The 15,340-nt window shown below is 68.9% G+C and carries 16 protein-coding genes and 1 tRNA gene; 9 read left to right on the top strand and 8 right to left on the bottom strand.

Annotation, left to right across the window (positions count from 1 at the left end; translation table 11 throughout):
- Window positions 1-82: 82 nt before the first annotated feature.
- From BKA25_RS20275 to BKA25_RS20250, 6 genes are read left to right on the top strand one after another with little or no spacing between them, the layout of a single operon-like run.
- Complete coding sequence (locus BKA25_RS20275) at window positions 83-709, top strand: hypothetical protein (protein ID WP_069847485.1); 627 nt, start codon at window positions 83-85, stop codon at window positions 707-709.
- Window positions 706-1,473 (top strand): hypothetical protein, encoded by a 768-nt coding sequence (locus tag BKA25_RS20270; RefSeq protein ID WP_069847487.1) that lies wholly within the window; start codon window positions 706-708, stop codon window positions 1,471-1,473. Before BKA25_RS20275 ends, BKA25_RS20270 begins: the two co-directional genes overlap by 4 nt.
- Before the next feature lie 12 nt (window positions 1,474-1,485).
- Complete coding sequence (locus BKA25_RS20265) at window positions 1,486-2,358, top strand: ATP-binding cassette domain-containing protein (RefSeq protein ID WP_069847489.1); 873 nt, start codon at window positions 1,486-1,488, stop codon at window positions 2,356-2,358.
- Window positions 2,355-2,747, top strand: a complete 393-nt coding sequence (locus tag BKA25_RS20260) for a superoxide dismutase (RefSeq protein WP_069847491.1) — start codon at window positions 2,355-2,357, stop codon at window positions 2,745-2,747. The genes BKA25_RS20265 and BKA25_RS20260 overlap by 4 nt, the downstream gene beginning before the upstream one ends.
- A 28-nt stretch (window positions 2,748-2,775) precedes the next feature.
- Window positions 2,776-3,543 carry an ATP-binding cassette domain-containing protein gene (locus tag BKA25_RS20255; protein ID WP_084642662.1) on the top strand — a complete coding sequence of 256 codons (768 nt, stop codon included), beginning with the start codon at window positions 2,776-2,778 and terminating at the stop codon, window positions 3,541-3,543.
- Window positions 3,543-4,985 carry an ABC-2 family transporter permease gene (locus BKA25_RS20250; protein ID WP_069847495.1) on the top strand — a complete coding sequence of 481 codons (1,443 nt, stop codon included), beginning with the start codon at window positions 3,543-3,545 and terminating at the stop codon, window positions 4,983-4,985. The genes BKA25_RS20255 and BKA25_RS20250 overlap by 1 nt, the downstream gene beginning before the upstream one ends.
- Before the next feature lie 402 nt (window positions 4,986-5,387).
- On the opposite strand, the gene BKA25_RS20245 is transcribed toward BKA25_RS20250, so the two are convergent.
- The 7 genes from BKA25_RS20245 to BKA25_RS20215 form a co-directional block, all read right to left on the bottom strand.
- A tRNA-His gene (locus tag BKA25_RS20245) sits at window positions 5,388-5,463 on the bottom strand.
- Window positions 5,464-5,578: 115 nt separating this feature from the next.
- Window positions 5,579-6,232, bottom strand: coding sequence for an oligoribonuclease (gene orn / locus BKA25_RS20240; protein ID WP_069847497.1), 654 nt, complete (start codon window positions 6,230-6,232; stop codon window positions 5,579-5,581).
- Entirely contained in the window at window positions 6,229-8,097 is a 1,869-nt protein-coding gene (locus BKA25_RS20235) for a PH domain-containing protein (protein WP_069847499.1), read from the bottom strand. Before BKA25_RS20235 ends, orn begins: the two co-directional genes overlap by 4 nt.
- Entirely contained in the window at window positions 8,094-8,630 is a 537-nt protein-coding gene (locus BKA25_RS20230; protein ID WP_069847501.1) for a PH domain-containing protein, read from the bottom strand. The genes BKA25_RS20235 and BKA25_RS20230 overlap by 4 nt, the downstream gene beginning before the upstream one ends.
- A gap of 14 nt (window positions 8,631-8,644) precedes the next feature.
- Window positions 8,645-10,336: an AMP-binding protein gene (locus tag BKA25_RS20225; RefSeq protein WP_069847503.1), complete on the bottom strand. Its 1,692-nt coding sequence runs from the start codon at window positions 10,334-10,336 to the stop codon at window positions 8,645-8,647.
- A gap of 31 nt (window positions 10,337-10,367) precedes the next feature.
- Window positions 10,368-10,907, bottom strand: coding sequence for a GNAT family N-acetyltransferase (locus BKA25_RS20220; protein ID WP_069847505.1), 540 nt, complete (start codon window positions 10,905-10,907; stop codon window positions 10,368-10,370).
- A complete protein-coding gene (locus BKA25_RS20215) occupies window positions 10,904-11,107 on the bottom strand; it encodes a hypothetical protein (RefSeq protein WP_157421365.1) in 204 nt (67 codons plus the stop codon). The genes BKA25_RS20220 and BKA25_RS20215 overlap by 4 nt, the downstream gene beginning before the upstream one ends.
- 8 nt (window positions 11,108-11,115) lie before the next feature.
- On the opposite strand from BKA25_RS20215, the gene BKA25_RS28775 reads away from it, so the two are divergent.
- The 3 genes from BKA25_RS28775 (at window position 11,116) to malQ (ending at window position 14,769) form a co-directional block, all read left to right on the top strand.
- Window positions 11,116-11,301 (top strand): hypothetical protein, encoded by a 186-nt coding sequence (locus BKA25_RS28775; protein WP_512699158.1) that lies wholly within the window; start codon window positions 11,116-11,118, stop codon window positions 11,299-11,301.
- Window positions 11,302-11,748: 447 nt separating this feature from the next.
- Complete coding sequence (locus BKA25_RS28480) at window positions 11,749-12,651, top strand: EamA family transporter (RefSeq protein ID WP_069847511.1); 903 nt, start codon at window positions 11,749-11,751, stop codon at window positions 12,649-12,651.
- A 141-nt stretch (window positions 12,652-12,792) separates the two neighbouring features.
- A complete protein-coding gene (gene malQ / locus BKA25_RS20205; protein ID WP_069853363.1) occupies window positions 12,793-14,769 on the top strand; it encodes a 4-alpha-glucanotransferase in 1,977 nt (658 codons plus the stop codon).
- 13 nt (window positions 14,770-14,782) lie between these two features.
- On the opposite strand, the gene BKA25_RS20200 is transcribed toward malQ, so the two are convergent.
- Window positions 14,783-15,286 (bottom strand): GNAT family N-acetyltransferase, encoded by a 504-nt coding sequence (locus BKA25_RS20200; protein WP_084643585.1) that lies wholly within the window; start codon window positions 15,284-15,286, stop codon window positions 14,783-14,785.
- Window positions 15,287-15,340: the final 54 nt, after the last annotated feature.

The following is a 15,340-nucleotide window of genomic DNA, read 5'->3' as shown; positions in this document are numbered from 1 at the left end:
ACCTTTCCCCTCCTCGCCGCTACTGACCGAGCGAAGGCCGGAGACAACTGCGGGCCTGGGCCCGTGAGTGAGGAGAACCGGGATGTCGGGAGCGCTGCTTCGGACACAATGGCGGCGCGTCGGTCTGTCTGTGGCGGTCGGACCGCTGATCGCGGGTGCGCTGGTTGCGGTCGTCGGTTGGATGGCGTCGTCGGCGTGGCCGCCCTCGCAGGCGATGAGCCTGGTGAGCTGGCTGGCCCAGGCCTTCGTGCTCTGCGCCGGGGTTTGCGTTGCGGTCGCCCTCACCGGCGACCCGCTGATCGAACTGCACGAGTCGACGACGACGTCGTTCCGCACCGTCCAGTTGTTGCGCGCCATGCTCTGCACCGTGTCGGGGCTTGTCGGCGCAGTCATCATGGTGGCGCCGCTGCATCTGCTCGGGGTATGGCCGCGCGACACCGGCTGGGCGAGCGTGCTTTCTCCGGCCGGGGCGGTCGTGTTCGTCGCCGTGATCGCGTTGTTCACGGCGGCGTTCGCCGGGACGCCATCGTCGACGACGATCGCGGTCGTCATGGCGTGGATGTGCCTCGCGATGCTCTGGGACCCGTACGTGCTTCCACTGCATCGGCAGCGCGGCTTACCGCTCCTGGCCGCAGCCGGTCTGTTCGGGCTGGCATGGTCTCGGCTCGGCGACGGTGAACGCAACATCGCGAAGGTGACGACGGTATGACGCTCATCAGCCTGACACGCACCCATTCCCGCGTCGCGCGAAGGCAGAGCGCGCTCTGGTTCACCACGGTCCCGCTCACCGCGTTCGCGACGCTGCTCGCGGTCGTATCCCCGGGGCGTCCCGGCACCGGCGGGATAGAAGACCTCGCGTTTGCCGGACAGATCATCGCAATCTTCACCGGAATCGCCTACGCGGCCGCGTTCGCGGACTTCTTCACTGTTTCGGCCAGGTTCGGCATGCACGAGATCGAAGCCGCCACCTCCGTTCCGCAGGCATTACTGCGGACCGCGCGCGTGCTCGGCGCCTTCACCGTCGTCATCGCCCCCTCCCTGGTCGTGCTCCTGACGATGGGGCTGGTGCAGATGATCGGTGGGCGTCCCTGGTCGCTGCCGGGTGCGTTGGCCGTCACCGCCACCGTTGTCGCACCGGCCGCACTGATCGCCACGGCGCTGTCCGGTGTAGCGGGAGCGTTGCTGCCGAAGGCGCTGGCACGGATTGTGGCGGTGCTGGCGTGGTTCCTGCTGGTCTTCTCCAGCCCACTACTGCCGATCCCGACCCCGAACGGAACCGTGTTCTCCGTGGTCGGCGACGCGATCGTCACCGGATGGTTCGGTGCGGGCCCGATCTATGCCGCCTCCTCTGGGCCGCTCGCTTTCGATGGCACCTCGCTAGGCGCGACCGTCTCGCTGATCCTCCGACTCGTCATCGTCGTCGCCCTGCTGCTGGCCGGGGCGTGGCTGGCTGAACGCACCCGGAAGCGTTGAAAGGAACCTTGCATGTTCATCTCGATCGATCATCTCGGCAAGGACTTCCGCAAGAAGCAGGCCGCGCTGAACGACGTCACCATCGATTTGCCGCAGGGCCTGATCGGGTTGCTCGGTTCGAACGGTGCTGGGAAGACCACGCTCATGCGCATCCTGTGCGGGATCATCCGGCCCACCCGTGGCCGTGTACACATCGACGGCCGCGACCTCGCCGACGCGAGCGTGCGTCGGGCGGTGAAGAAGACCCTCGGATACCTACCGCAGGATGTCGAGCCCTACCCGAACCTCACTCCGCTGGAGTTCCTCGACTACGTCGGCGTCCTCAAAGGCATCGACAACGCGAGCGCGCGCAAGCAGCAGGCACGGGAGCTGATCGTCCGTGTCGGACTGACGGATGCGCAGGATCGCAGGATCGGCGGGTTCTCCGGCGGGATGCGTCGTCGCGTCGGGGTTGCGCAGGCACTCATGGGCGATCCGAGACTGCTGATCGTCGATGAGCCGACTGCCGGACTCGACCCCGAGGAGCGGATACGGTTCCGCACCCTGCTCGCCGGCCTCGGCCAGGACCGCACCGTGATCCTGTCCACCCACATCCTCGACGACGTCGCGCAGACCTGTCCGTACGTGTTCGTGCTCCGCGACGGCCGGGCCCACTACGACGGCCCGACCGAGGGACTGATCGACGCCGCCCGCGGACGCACCTGGCTTACCGCAGCCCGAACCGCGCCGCCGCCCGAGCAGGTCATCGTCGTCAACGCGACGACGACCGGCACCGGCACCCGGTACCGGATCATCACCGACACCCCACCCGCCGACGCCACCCCGGCCGCGCCGAACCTCGAGGACGGCTACATGGCACACGCTCTACTGAAAGAAACTCCATGAACATCGACACCTTCACCTCGCGTCGCCACACCGTCCGGCTCGTCCTCGCGGCCTGCGCCCTCAGCACCGTTGGACTGAGCGGGTGCAACGGCATACAACATCCCGAGGACTTCCCGGTCGACGGGCCGACTGCGACCGCGACGAGCAACCCGGCCGAGGTCAGCGAAGACGACCCCGGGCACTCCTGGAGCCTCACCGTCGATCACGGCACCGTCGCCTGTGACAACAACGCCGACGGCGATCCGGTGCTCACGTTCACCGCGCCCGACGGCACCGTCTACGCGCTCAACGCGGTCGATGACAACAAGGATCTGCCCGACATCGATGTGATCGTCGACGGGTCCATCGGCAACCTGCGCACCTTCGCGTTCACCGCCTGTGATGCCTGATCATCATTCCTGCGAGAGGAAACCTCCGATGGCTACTGACGAGGATCACGCACGTCCGGCTGTAAGCCCCGCTGTCCGTTGTGCCGATGTGCGGCTGCGGCGCGGCGACACGGCGGTGCTCGACGGCCTCGATCTCACCGTCGCTGCCGGCCGGGTTCACGCACTGCTCGGCCGCAACGGGGCCGGGAAGTCGACGACCTTCCGGATCCTGCTGGGCCTCATGCAAGCCGATTCTGGGACGATCGAAGTCCTCGGTGAATCACCTTCACAGAGTGGTCGGAGCACGGCTGCGTTGGAACGGATCGGTGCCAGCATCGACGGCCCCGCGATCTACGAGCGCCTCAGCGCCTTCGATCACCTGCTCGTGCACGCCCGCCTCACCGGAGTCGGGCGGGCACGCATCGAGGAGGTCCTCGACATCGTGGGGCTCGCCGGGACGGGCAGGAAACGCGCCCGGCACTTCTCGATGGGCATGAAAGCTCGGTTGGCGCTCGGGACCGCGATTCTCACCGAACCGGAGCTGCTGATCCTCGATGAACCTCAGAACGGGCTCGACCCGCAGGGCATCGTCGAGCTGCGGCACTTACTGCGTGACTACGCCGCAGCAGGCCGGACCGTGCTCGTGAGCTCTCATCAGCTCGGTGAGATCGTGCAGCTCGCCGACGATATCTCCGTCTTGGTCGACGGCCGATGCCGTTACCAAGGCACCCTTACAGACTTCGCCCCTGCCGGGCAGCTGGAGCAGATGTTCCTTGACCTGACCCTGCCCGATGCTGCACGGCCGGGGGCCGCCTGATGCGTCCGCTGCTCGCCGCCGTCCGCGCGGAAACCGTCCGAACTCGCGGCTCGGCTGCCGCGTACCTGCCCTGGCTCGGCTTGGTGATCGCGGGGATCAGCTTCGCAGGCATCCTCATCACCCCCGACAGCCAGGAGCGCGCTGCGCTGCTGTGGCAGACGCTGTACGCCACCGGGATGGCCGCCCCGCTGCTCACCCTGCTGGCCGGGCTAACCACGGCACGAGAAGTCGCCGCCCGTGAGGGCGGCACCGAATGGCGCGCGACCAACACGAGGATCATCGTGCTCGCCCGGATCCTCATCCTCGCCGCTCTCTCGGCCCTTTTCCACGCGCTGGCGTTCGGAACCGTCATCCCGCTCTCACTACTCGCCGGAGCCCCGACCGACATCGCCGGAATCCTCTGGGCCGGGGCAGGCTGTTGGATTGCGACGCTCGGAGTGCTCGCCCTCGCCTACATCGCCACCGAGGCCTGGGGACTCATCCCCGTCTTCCTCGCAGCATGGGTGTGGCAGGCGATCGGCACCCTCGCCGCCGAGGCCGGCCTCTGGACCGTGCTCCCGCCCACCTGGGCGGTGCGAGCCATGCTGCCCCTACTCGGTGCGCACCAGAACGGCGTTCCACTCGATCCGACCGATCCGCTCGCCCAGGAGTCCCCGGCGCTCGCCCTCACCCTGGGGTTGCTGCTCACCGCTGTCGTTGTCGGTGCGCGGCTGCGCGGGACCGGTGCCGCACGTACGACGCGGATCGACAACCGTCCGGTCGGGCGGCGCAGCGCCCGCCCGGGCAAGCTCGGTGCGGTGCGCTGCGTGATGAGGTCCCGCGCCGTGATCCCGCTCTGCGCGGCAGCGATCGTGCTCGCCATCGCGGTTGCAGCCGTGTATCCGAACAGCTACCTCCTCGGCCTGCACAGTTACGCCATGCTCCCGATCGGCGTCTGCGTCGTCGCCGTGCTCACCTGGCAGACCCTCACCCCGGGATGGCGCATCCTCGTCCTGCGGCGAAGCAACGTCCTGGCCTCGGTGCGTACCTGGCTGGTGCTGTGCGTCACCTCCGTCACCCTCGCCGTCACCTTCGGTGCCCTCGCGAACAGCGTGCTGCGCGGCGACCCAGACCCCGCGACGATCATGTCGCTCCTGCGGTCCGGGATGCTGTGGCTGATGCTCGGTACGGCCGGCGTCCTCGGTGCCCTCTGGATCAGCGTTCGCTACGGCACCGGCTGGGCACTCGGCGCGACGGTCGTCATCACGACCCTAGGCATCACTCTCGGCGGCGATGTCCTTGCCGAGACCTGGCTCTGGATCCTCGGACCCACTGCCTGGCCGCTCACCGCCGACACTCCGGCGCGCCTCGCCATCGCCGCACCGATCGGACTACTCATGGCCACCGCCATGTGGCTGCTGAGCGGCCGTGCACTCCGAACGGCAACCGCACGAGGCATCTGAGCAGACTCGCAGGCGCCACCTCGGTTCCCACCGTCGAAAGGCAGCTGCTGCCGAGCGGAGAGTGGGCGTACCCAGGCACGCGGTCCCTCGAGCAACCGACCACACGCTCTGTTGACCGGTCGGCGTCGCCTGGCGGATGACTGCGTGAAGCTCATCGTCGTTCGCGACGGATCCGGTCATCGCTTGCTGTGATGATGTGGGCCTGCGTCCTCGCAACAAGACGTTGCTCAGCGAGATCTACCTTGAAGAGGACGAAGATGTGAGGGCCGGATGCCCGCACGCCGTTCGCTGCGCTCACCGATCGGGAATTACAGACGGGCACGCTGGGCTGAAGACACCCGAAATGAGAACGAGGTGCGGACTTCGACTGATTCCACAGTCGGAGTTCGCACCTCGTTTAACTGGGGTGAGTGACGGGACTTGAACCCGCGGCCCCCGGGACCACAACCCGGTGCTCTACCAGCTGAGCTACACCCACCACGATCCGCTGGCCTGGTTGCGACCACCGCGACGGGACACAGCTTATCTTGTCCGATCGCGGTATTCGAAGCGGGTTACCTTTCGGCACCCGACCGGTGCGGCGAGGGCCTCACTCAGGCGCTCTCGTCCGCCTTCTCCCGGGCCACGGCGGTCCCGCTGACGTCGGTGCTCTCACCGAGGAGTCGGGTGGCCACCGCCTGCACCTGCTCGCTGGTCGGACCGGGCTGGGCCACGAACGCGGTCTGCCGGTAGTAGCGCAGCTCGCGGATCGACTCGTGGATGTCGGCCAGTGCCCGGTGGGCCAACCCCTTCTCGGGCTGAGCGAAGTAGATCCGGGGGTACCAGCGTCTGCACAGCTCCTTGATCGAGGACACATCGACCATCCGGTAGTGCAGGTAATCATCCAACTCGGGCATGTCCCTGGCCAGGAATGCCCGGTCGGTGGCGATCGAGTTACCCGCCAGCGGCGCGCTGCCCGGCTCGGGGACGTGTTCGCGGATGAACTCCAACACGCGCTGCTGGGCCTCGGCCATCGTCACCGTGGAACGCCGGACCTCGTCGGTCAAACCCGACTTGGCGTGCATCTCCCGCACCACATCGGGCATGTTCTCCAACGCCGACTCCTCGGCGCTGATCACGATGTCGATCCCTTCGCCCAGCACGTTCAGATCGGCGTCGGTGACGAGGGCGGCGATCTCTATCAGTGCGTCCGACTTCAGGTCGAGGCCCGTCATCTCGCAGTCGATCCAAACCAAGCGGTAGTTCACGTCGATGAGTTTAGGTCCTCCGACGTCGTGGCCGGGACTGGCTGTCGGTGTGTCGATTCCCGGTGGTCCCGGGCGTTTCCGCCGATCAGGAACGGTTGGAGCAGGGCGGGGACCGCCTCGTCGGCCACACCGAGTGCGACCGGCTCCGCGACGTCGACCACGTCGTAGGAGTTGCCGCCCGCCGCCGTCGTCGCGGTGAGGGTCACCAGTCCGGCCGACCGTTGGAAGATCGTCCGCCGGATGTTCCAACCGATGATCCCGTCGCGTTCCAACGCCACGGTGTTGCGGCTGAGCGATCCGTATCGGGTGACGAGGTAGCGCGATCCCAGGGCATGCCCGAGGCTGCGATAGCGATCCACCCCCAGGAACACCGCGAACGGCAGGAGACCGGTGGCGGTCCAGGCCGGCCAGCTCGGCCAGGAACCGAAGGTCGTCAACGCCCAGAGGGCGGCCGCCAGCACGGCCACCGGGACGACCGCCCGGACCAGCCGGCGCGACAGTGCCGCCGCCGGATGGCGGCTCAACGAGCTTCGAGTGGGGGCGTGGTCCTGCTTGGCCACCGCCGCCGCCACCCGATGTGCCTCGGTCACCGGGGCGGGCGGCAGCAGTTGGCTGCTCTCCGGGGACATCATGCTGATGCCCACCGCGACCGCGTTGACCTGACCGCCGCGCGCGCTACGCAGCAGCAGCGGTTCCTGCAGCTCGACCCCGCGCAACCGCTTCTCCTCCAGGGAGACGGCCCTGGTCGTCAGAAGCCCGCGACGAACCCGGAGCGTGCCATCGGTCTCGCGTGTCAGCAGATAGTTCCAGTTACGGATGGCGTAGACGATCAACGCCAGGACGGAGCTGATGACGAACAGGGCGAGGACGATACCGACGACGAGCAGGGCGATCGGCGCCTCGGACAGCCAACCCACCCAGTCGCGGACCAGACCGACCTCGTCGACATCGATCGACAGCTCCTGCAGCCACTGCATGCTCACTCCGGCCAGCACACCGACCGCGGTGAGGCCTGCCAGGGTCAGCGGGGCGAACCGCAACCACCGAGGGTCCAACTTCGACAGTACGGTGCCCGGCTCCTCGCCAGTGGTGTTCTGCGCTGTCGCGCCCGACGCGGTCGGATCGGCGGCAACACCGTCGGGTGCCTCGGAGTCGACCGGCGTCGACACCGATCCGACGGGGGCACGATGCAGGAGTACCTGGCGCAACCGTTCGGCCTCGGCGCGGGAGACCGAGTCGAGGACGAGTTCGTCGCTCATGCCTGCGCCCTTGCGCCCGCCGGTGCCGATCTTCACGGTGACCACGCCGAACACCCGGTGCATCACCTTCGCGGTGAGATCGACCGTGCGGATGCGATCGCGCGGCACCGCGCGGCGGGTGCGGAACAGCCAACCGCTGCGCAGGAACACCTGGTCGTCGCTGATCCGATATCGGGTGGTCAACCATTGGGAGAACCCGTTGATCAGCAGCAATCCCGCACCCGCAGCGGCGAGCGGTAGTTGCCAGCCGCCCCCGCTGCCGACGACCATCGCGATGATCAGCACGGGCAGCAGGCCCATCGCCTCGTTGAGCGGCCGGACCGCGAGCATCCGTGCGTCGAGCCGTTGGTCGATCTGTTCCGAGGCCGACATCTCCGCCTCGGGCGGCGGTGGTTGGGCCGGGCCGCTCTGCCACCGGCCGGGGTGCCAGCGTTCCTCGTCACCGGGTGGTGCAGGCGATGCGGCCCAGGGCTGCGGGTCGGCCACGACCGGGCCCGCCGCCTCGACAGGTGTCTCCGACGTCGTAGGCATCGGCGCGGGCGGCGGCTCGGACACCGGTCGGGACCCGAGCGGTTCGCCGGTGTGGTCCGGGTCGGGACCGGTCACGTCGCATCCCCCGGATTCGCCTCGGTCGTGGCGGCGAGTTCTGCCACGACCCGGATGCCGGTCTCGCGATCGAGCCCGGCGATCTGGAGCGGCCCGGCTGCCGAGGCGGTGGTCACCGTGACCGTCGAGAGACCGAGAAGCTGTTGCAGCGGGCCGCGTTCGGTGTCGACGGTCTGAATCCGGGAGGCGGGGGCGACCCGCCATTCCTGGTTCAGCCAACCGCTCTGGGTGAAGACCGCGTGTTCGCCCAATTCCCAGCGATGCACCCGATAACGCCAGCTCGGCATGATCGCCACATGCAGCAACCCGATCACGCCTGCGGCCAGCGCGGCCCAGCCGAGGTGGAAGGGCGGGTCACTCCACCACCAGTAGCCGGCCAGCAGCGGCACGATGACGGCGAGCCAGCTCATGGCGCTGCGCAGGGTCCACCAGAGGATCGCCCGGCGGCTGACCCGATGCCGGGGTGGCCGCAGACGCAGCGGTTGAACCGATCCGGCATCGGGAAGCTCTGCGCCGGTCTCTGTGGAAGTCACGGCCCTACTCTGCCTTATCCGGGACCGTGCTGGTCGGGCTCCGATCCGCCGGTCGGGCCCGTGGGGTCGTCGCGATCCGGGTCGGGGCTGGTCGGCTGCCCTGGCAGGCAGGTGCCGGTCGAATCGCGATCGGCTTCCCCGGGCGGCCCGGCGGTGCAATCGGGCTGCGCGGGTCGTTCCTCCGGTCGGGATCGGTCGGTCCTGCGCTCCCGATCGCTCTGCCTGCGATCGCCCTGACGTCGTTCGCCCTGCCGTCGTTCACCGCGTCGCCGTTCGCCCTCGGGGCGCCCCAGGTCGACCTTGCGTCGATCGCCCTTGCGGCGGTCGCCCTGCCGCCGCTCCTTGGACTTTCGGCGTTCCTCGGCCGAGGGGACATCGCGTTTGCTGCCATCGACGAAGAGCAGGCCGGTGGCGTCGAAATGTCCCAGGTCGCCGGTGAAGGCCCGGCCGGGTTGCTCGGAGGACTGGGCGACGCTGTTCTCGTCGAAGCCCCTGTCCCAGCCAGCGCCCTCCACGAAGATCTGGCCGGTCTCGTCGGGCGGCAGCAGCCTGCCGGACTCGTCCCGAACCGTCACCTGGATGTCTCTGGGGGGACGGCCGACGGTGCCGGGTGCCCGTCGGAGATCGGCGGGGGTGGCGATGCTGACCCAGGACAGCTCCGTGGTGCCGTACAGGTTGTGCAACACCGGACCGAAATGGTTGCGGAAGCGCGCGGCGAGGTCGCCGGGCAGCTGTCCGCCGGTCGAGACCACGGCGCGCAGGGCGGGCAACCCGCCCTCCGGGGGCCCGGCATCGACCAGCCCGCGCAGCATGTCGGGGCGGGCGAACATCGATGTGCAGCGATAACGCTTCAGCGCGGTGAGGATCGACTCGGTGGTCGGCTCGCGCAGCAGGATCAGGGTGGCGCCGAGGACCACGGTCAGATGCAGGGCCGACATCCCCCAGGTGTGCGAGAGCGGGGCCGCCATCAGTGTGCGTTCGCCTGCCGCCAACGGGATGCGGCCGAAGACGGTGGCGGCCGGGGTGATCCGCGACGGGGTTCTGCTCGGCACCGAGGTGGCCAGTCCGTGACTGCTGGAGGTCAGCATCACGACGCTGTCGTCCGATTGATCGGAACGTTGCCGCCTCGGCCTCGGTGTCGGCTCCGAATCGAGGATGAGCTGGTCGATGGTGGTCGCCGACGTGGTGCGCTCGGTCCACGCGGTGAGGACCGTGAGTCCGCGTTCGTCGACCGGCAGCCTCGGCGCGAGATCGTGGTCGGCGATGACGGTGTCGACCTGATGTGTATCGAGGAACCGGGTGATCTCGGCAGGCGAGAGATTATTGGTGAGCAGCAGGATGTTGGCACCGAGTTTGCTGCCGGCGACGAGGGTCTCGACCAGGGCACGATGGTTGCCGCAGAGCACTCCGAGCCACGAGCCCTCCCGGATGCCGAGGTCCGCGAGACCGTTGGCCAGTCGGGTGGTGCGGTCGTTGAGTTCGGCATAACTGACCGCGCCGTGCTCGTCGATCACGGCGGGGCGGTCGGGATGCCGGACCGCGCCGGTGGCGAAACCCAGCGCCAGGCTGGTGTTCCAACGCCAGAGCGCGGCGAGCAACCGGACGAGCCGATCCGGCCGCATCGGGCGCAGCACCCCGTTGTCGATCAAGGTGCGGATTCCGTGCAGTGCACTCCAGACGCTGTTGGGTGGATCCTGGGCCGTCATCGCGCCCGCCGGAGCCGGGCGTCGCGGGCCGTCACCGCCGGTCCAACTCGCGTTGCAGGATCTGACCGGGCCAACCGTCGAGATCGAAGGTCTCGACCGGCTCGTAGCCCTGTCCCCGGTAGTAGTCGATCAATCGGCCGGAGCCGCCCGCCCAGCAATCGAGCCGGACGCGGTCGACACCCTCGTCGATGGCCTGCTGCTCGGCCAGGCGGAGCAACCGGGCGCCGGTGCCCTTCGCAGCCGGGGTGCGACCTGCCACCAGCGCGACGACGTAGACCTCGGGCCCGGTGGCGGCCGGGACGTAATCGGGTGCGGGACCCGACGCGAGGACGCCGAGCAGTTCGTCATCCTGCTCGGCGACCTGTACCACCCCTCGCCGAACCCAACCGGCGACGCGATCGACGGTGCTCTCCCTGGCGGAGAAGGGCGTCGAGCCCCACTGGCCCTCGATGCCCTTGGCACACAACCAGCGAACGGCGTCATCGAGCATCGCCAGGATGCCCGCGAGGTCCGAGGAGTCGGCGGGCCGGATGGTCGTACGTGAGAGGTGATCGGTATTGGCTCCGGTCATTCCTTAGAGGCTACGGACGCTGTGACCACAGCGTCGCGCAACGCAGCCCTGAGTCTGCCCACCTCCAGGGGTGCCAGCACTGCGGTCTCACCGGGTGGGGCGACGATGACGACCTGGCCATCGTTGACGAAGACGGTCAGATCGCGCTTCCTGCCCGCCACATCCCGGCAGTTCACCGACCATTGGTTGCGGACCACAATGACCCCACATTCCGCCGTCACCGGCTCTGTCTTCGCTGCTGTGCTTTTCGTGGACTCTCCGGGAGTGGAGACTCCGCGAGCCCGATCCTGTGACGACAGTTCCTCGGGGCGCTGTCGACCTTCTCATTGAGTCGACGCATCGAACAGCGACGCTAGGCGTCGGTTGTGATGTACGACTCACTCGATTTCGCTGATCTTGGCCTCGCTCGGGTTGCAGCCGTTGGCTCAGCGTAAGTTTTTGGCTGAGTTGGTGAGATTTTGACCGCAGGCGGCCGTTGCTCGTGAGTAGTGTCCTTGGTGTCGGGATGATCAGCGCCGCCGGGATCCCCGGCTCGATCCGGTGTCCGATCGAGGGTGCCGCCGCCGACGCGCCGGGCATCGCCGGGACCGACAGGGGATGGCGTCGCCGAGTTTCAGACGCATCGGTGTCCCGGCCATCCGCGCGGTGGATCGCCACCCGTCCCGCCCGACGTCCGCGAAAGGCCGATTCGATGGTCCCGACTTCGCCAGCCCATCGGCAAGTTCATCTGATCGAGTGAGCTGCGGCGGCTCCTGGACAGCAGCCGACGGCGGATTCGGGCACGCGAAGCACGGCGCTGACGAGCGAGCAGGCTCGGCGGAGCGGGGTCTACCGTTCTGACGTGGCCGAATCGGGACGAGGGGAATCGACGGAAGCGGCATCGGTAGCGGGTGGCAGGACGGCCGCACTGCTGCTGGTGCTCACCGGCGGCTCCGCTCTTCAATTCGGCGCGGCGCTGGCCACCACGCTGTTCGTCCAGATCGGACCGACCGGCACGGTGACCCTTCGACTCGCCCTGGCGGCGGTGGTGCTGCTGATCGTCGCGCGGCCGAGACTGCGCGGTCGCTCGCGAACCGACCTGGCTGCGGCCGCAGGCCTGGGCGTGGCCTTCGCCGTGATGAACGTCGGCATCTACGAGGCGATGGCACGGATGCCCCTGGGTCCCGCCGTCACCCTCGAATTCCTCGGTCCGCTGGGCTTGGCCGTCGTGCTCTCCCGCAGACTGCGCGATGTCGCCTGGGTACTGCTGGCGGGTGTCGGCGTCGTGCTGCTCAGCAGCGGTGGATTCGACCGACTCGACCCGGTGGGCATGCTGTTCGCCCTGGGCTCCGGAGTCGGCTGGGCCTGCTACATCCTGCTGAGCGCGCAGACCGGTCGGCGCTTCCCCGGCATCCAGGGCCTCGCGGTGGCGATGACCTTCGCGTCGGTGCTGGTGGTGCCGTTGGGCATCGCCTCGGCGGGCTCGGCATTGCTGTCGCCCACGACGCTGGGCATCGGACTCGCGGTCGCCCTGCTCTCCTCGGTACTGCCCTACTCCGTGGAGATGCTGGCCCTGCGGCGTATCCCGGCGCGGGTCTTCGGCGTCCTGATGAGCCTCGGTCCCGCGCTCGCCGCCGTGGCCGGATTCATCGTGCTCGGCCAACAGTTGACCGGCCGGGAAGTGCTGGCGATCGGGCTGGTGATCGTGGCGAGCGGGGGCGCGACCCTGTTCTCCCGGGCGCCTGCGGAGCCGGGACCGGGTTGACAGCCGGGCTCCATCGTATGGAGTGGATCTAGGCCTGCCCGCTTGTGGGCCTCCGTGGCGGTGGGCGACGATCAAGCCGAGGACGGCGCGCCGTCGCTCGTCGTCTCGAGATCGAGCCCGATCGGGAACGGTGGTACACGGGTGAACGAGGAACTGGCCGCCTTGGCCGACGAACACGGCGTCGCCACCTGGTACGAGGATTGGCGACATCAGCGGATCGAGGTCGATCAGGACGTCGTCATCGCGGTGCTCGGCCAACTCGGCATCGATGCGAGCACCCCGGTCGCCGTGCGGGCCGCGCTCGCCGACGCGGCCCAACGCCGCACCCGGATGCCAGCGACCATCGTGCTGCGCCAGGGCGAGTCGGCCCCGCTCACCGGACCGGCGGTGATCGAGCTGGAGGAGGGCGGTTCACACGCGGTCGTCGACCGCCTTCCGACGGACCTGCCGCTGGGCTATCACCGATTGCGCACGGGGGACGACCTCACCACCGTGGTCGTCGCACCGCGCAGCGCGCCGAGGGTGCCGACGAGCTGGGGGTGGATGGTCCAGCTCTACGCCCTGCACTCCGCGAAGTCCTGGGGCATCGGCGATTACGGCGACCTGCGCGAACTGCTGCGCCGGTCCGCAACCGAACTCGGCGTCGACGTGGTCCTGCTCAATCCGTTGCATGCCGTCGCCCTGACCGACCCCGTCCAGTCGTCGCCCTACTCGCCATCGAGCAGGCGGTTCGCCAATCCGCTGTATCTGCGGATCGAGGACCTGCCGGAGTATCAAATCGTCGACGAGGCGACCCGGGCCCGCATCGACGCGCTGGCGATCCCGGCAGGCGGCGACCGCATCGACTACGACGAGGTCTGGCGGGCCAAACACGCGGCATTGGAACTGCTCTGGCCCGCCGCCCGACCGGTCGATCTCGCCGAGGACCCGGCGTTGCGCGATTTCGCCACCTACGGGGCGCTCGCCGAGCGACATGGCGGTGATTGGCGGGAGTGGCCTGCGGCCCTGCGTGACCCGCATTCGGCCGCGGTGACCCAGGCACGTCGCGACCTCGCCGACCGGGTCGCCTTCCACGCGTGGCTACAGGCCTGCTGCGCGGCTCAACTCGACGTCGCACACCGCAGCGGTCGGGATGCGGGGATGCGCGTGGGCGTGATCGCGGACCTGGCGGTCGGTGCCACTCCCAACGGCGCCGATGCCTGGGCTCTGCAGGATGTGCTGGCCACCGAGGTCTCGGTGGGTGCACCGCCGGACGACTTCAATCAGCAGGGCCAGAACTGGGGGTTGCCGCCGTGGCGGCCGGACCGCCTCGCCGCCCAGGGTTATGCCCCCTATCGGGATATGTTGCGGGCCGTCCTGCGGCAGGCCGACGGCATCCGCATCGACCACGTCCTGGGATTGTGGCGGTTGTGGTGGGTTCCGCCGGGCGAGACCGCCGACCGGGGAACCTACGTCCACTACGACGTCGAGGCACTCCTGGCGATCCTCGTTCTGGAGGCGTCGCGGGCGGGCGCCGTGGTGATCGGGGAGGATCTCGGCACCGTTCCGGACGGGGTCACCGAGGCCCTGCAGGAACGCGACATCCTGTCCTGTTCGGTGCTCTGGTTCCAACGAGCCGAGGACGACGATCCGGAGCTGCCTGCGGGCACCCTGCTGCCCTCGGGCCGGTGGGGCGAGTCCGCCGCCGCCAGTGTCTCGACCCACGATCTGCCGACGGCCACCGGTTTCCTGCGCGGCGAGCACGTGCGCATCCGCGCCGAACTCGGGGTGCTGACCCAGGACGTCGAGGTCGAGCGGCGCCGGGCTGCGGCGGAACGTGCCGAGTTCCTCGCCCATCTGGTGACGGAGGGAGTGCTGACCGCAGACTCCGGCGCGGCCGAGCCGACCGAGCAGGAGATCATCCTCGCGATGCACGCCCTGCTCGCCAGGACGCCATCCCGGTTGCTGCTGGCCGCTCCCTACGACCTGATCGGCGAGGAGCGGCAGCCCAACCTGCCGGGCACGGTCGATCAGTATCCGAACTGGCGGCTGCCGCTTCGGCTGACCGTGGACGAGTTGCTCGCCGACCCTCGGGTGGCGGCCGCAGCGGCCCTGCTGCGTCGGGAGGACACCGAGTAGTGAGTACGCGCGGTCACGCGGGATCGTGGAACAGCACGACCCGAGGCGCCACGGCGATGCCTGCCTCGACCTCGCGTGCCCGTTGACGGATCAACTCCGGGCCCCAGTCCCGCTCCGGTAGCGGCTCGAAGCCTCGCCGTCGATACCAGGGTGCGTTGAACGGCACGTCGGCGAAGGTGGTGAGGGTGACCCTGGTGAAGCCGCGCCGGGCCGCTCGCTCGGTGGTGGCGGCGAGCAGCGCGCTGCCGATGCCCAACCTGCCGTAGGCGGGATGCACCGCCAGTTCCTCGAGATGGCAGTGCCCGTCGAGCACCGTGGTCGCGGCGAAACCGACCGGCCCGGCAGCCTGCTGCCGCTCGGCGGACGCGCTGTCGATGGGCTCGGCGACCAGGACGTCGATGGCCTCGGCGAGGGTCGCCGCTGGATCGTCCGGCGGGAGGATGATCCCGTGCTCGGCGAACAATGTGCCTGCGGCGATGCTGGCCGATACCAAGCCGGGCACGTCGGATGGACGCATCGGACGGATGGTCGGCGCGGTCATCGGTCCACCTGCCGGGCACCCTGGATCCGG

Source organism: Actinoalloteichus hymeniacidonis, from assembly GCF_014203365.1.
GTDB classification, from domain to species: Bacteria; Actinomycetota; Actinomycetes; order Mycobacteriales; family Pseudonocardiaceae; genus Actinoalloteichus_A; species Actinoalloteichus_A hymeniacidonis.
This window is presented reverse-complemented; position numbering and strand designations above follow the sequence as displayed.

Excerpts from the sequence above, each read along its gene's own strand:
- BKA25_RS20250 (WP_069847495.1), top strand. The coding sequence starts at position 3,543 with ATGCGTCCGCTGCTCGCCGCCGTCCGCGCGGAAACCGTCCGAACTCGC.
- BKA25_RS20225 (WP_069847503.1), bottom strand. The coding sequence starts at position 10,336 with ATGACGGCCCAGGATCCACCCAACAGCGTCTGGAGTGCACTGCACGGA.
- BKA25_RS20275 (WP_069847485.1), top strand. The coding sequence starts at position 83 with ATGTCGGGAGCGCTGCTTCGGACACAATGGCGGCGCGTCGGTCTGTCT.
- BKA25_RS20260 (WP_069847491.1), top strand. The coding sequence starts at position 2,355 with ATGAACATCGACACCTTCACCTCGCGTCGCCACACCGTCCGGCTCGTC.
- BKA25_RS20270 (WP_069847487.1), top strand. The coding sequence starts at position 706 with ATGACGCTCATCAGCCTGACACGCACCCATTCCCGCGTCGCGCGAAGG.
- BKA25_RS20200 (WP_084643585.1), bottom strand. The coding sequence starts at position 15,286 with ATGCGTCCATCCGACGTGCCCGGCTTGGTATCGGCCAGCATCGCCGCA.
- BKA25_RS20265 (WP_069847489.1), top strand. The coding sequence starts at position 1,486 with ATGTTCATCTCGATCGATCATCTCGGCAAGGACTTCCGCAAGAAGCAG.
- BKA25_RS20220 (WP_069847505.1), bottom strand. The coding sequence starts at position 10,907 with ATGACCGGAGCCAATACCGATCACCTCTCACGTACGACCATCCGGCCC.
- BKA25_RS20255 (WP_084642662.1), top strand. The coding sequence starts at position 2,776 with ATGGCTACTGACGAGGATCACGCACGTCCGGCTGTAAGCCCCGCTGTC.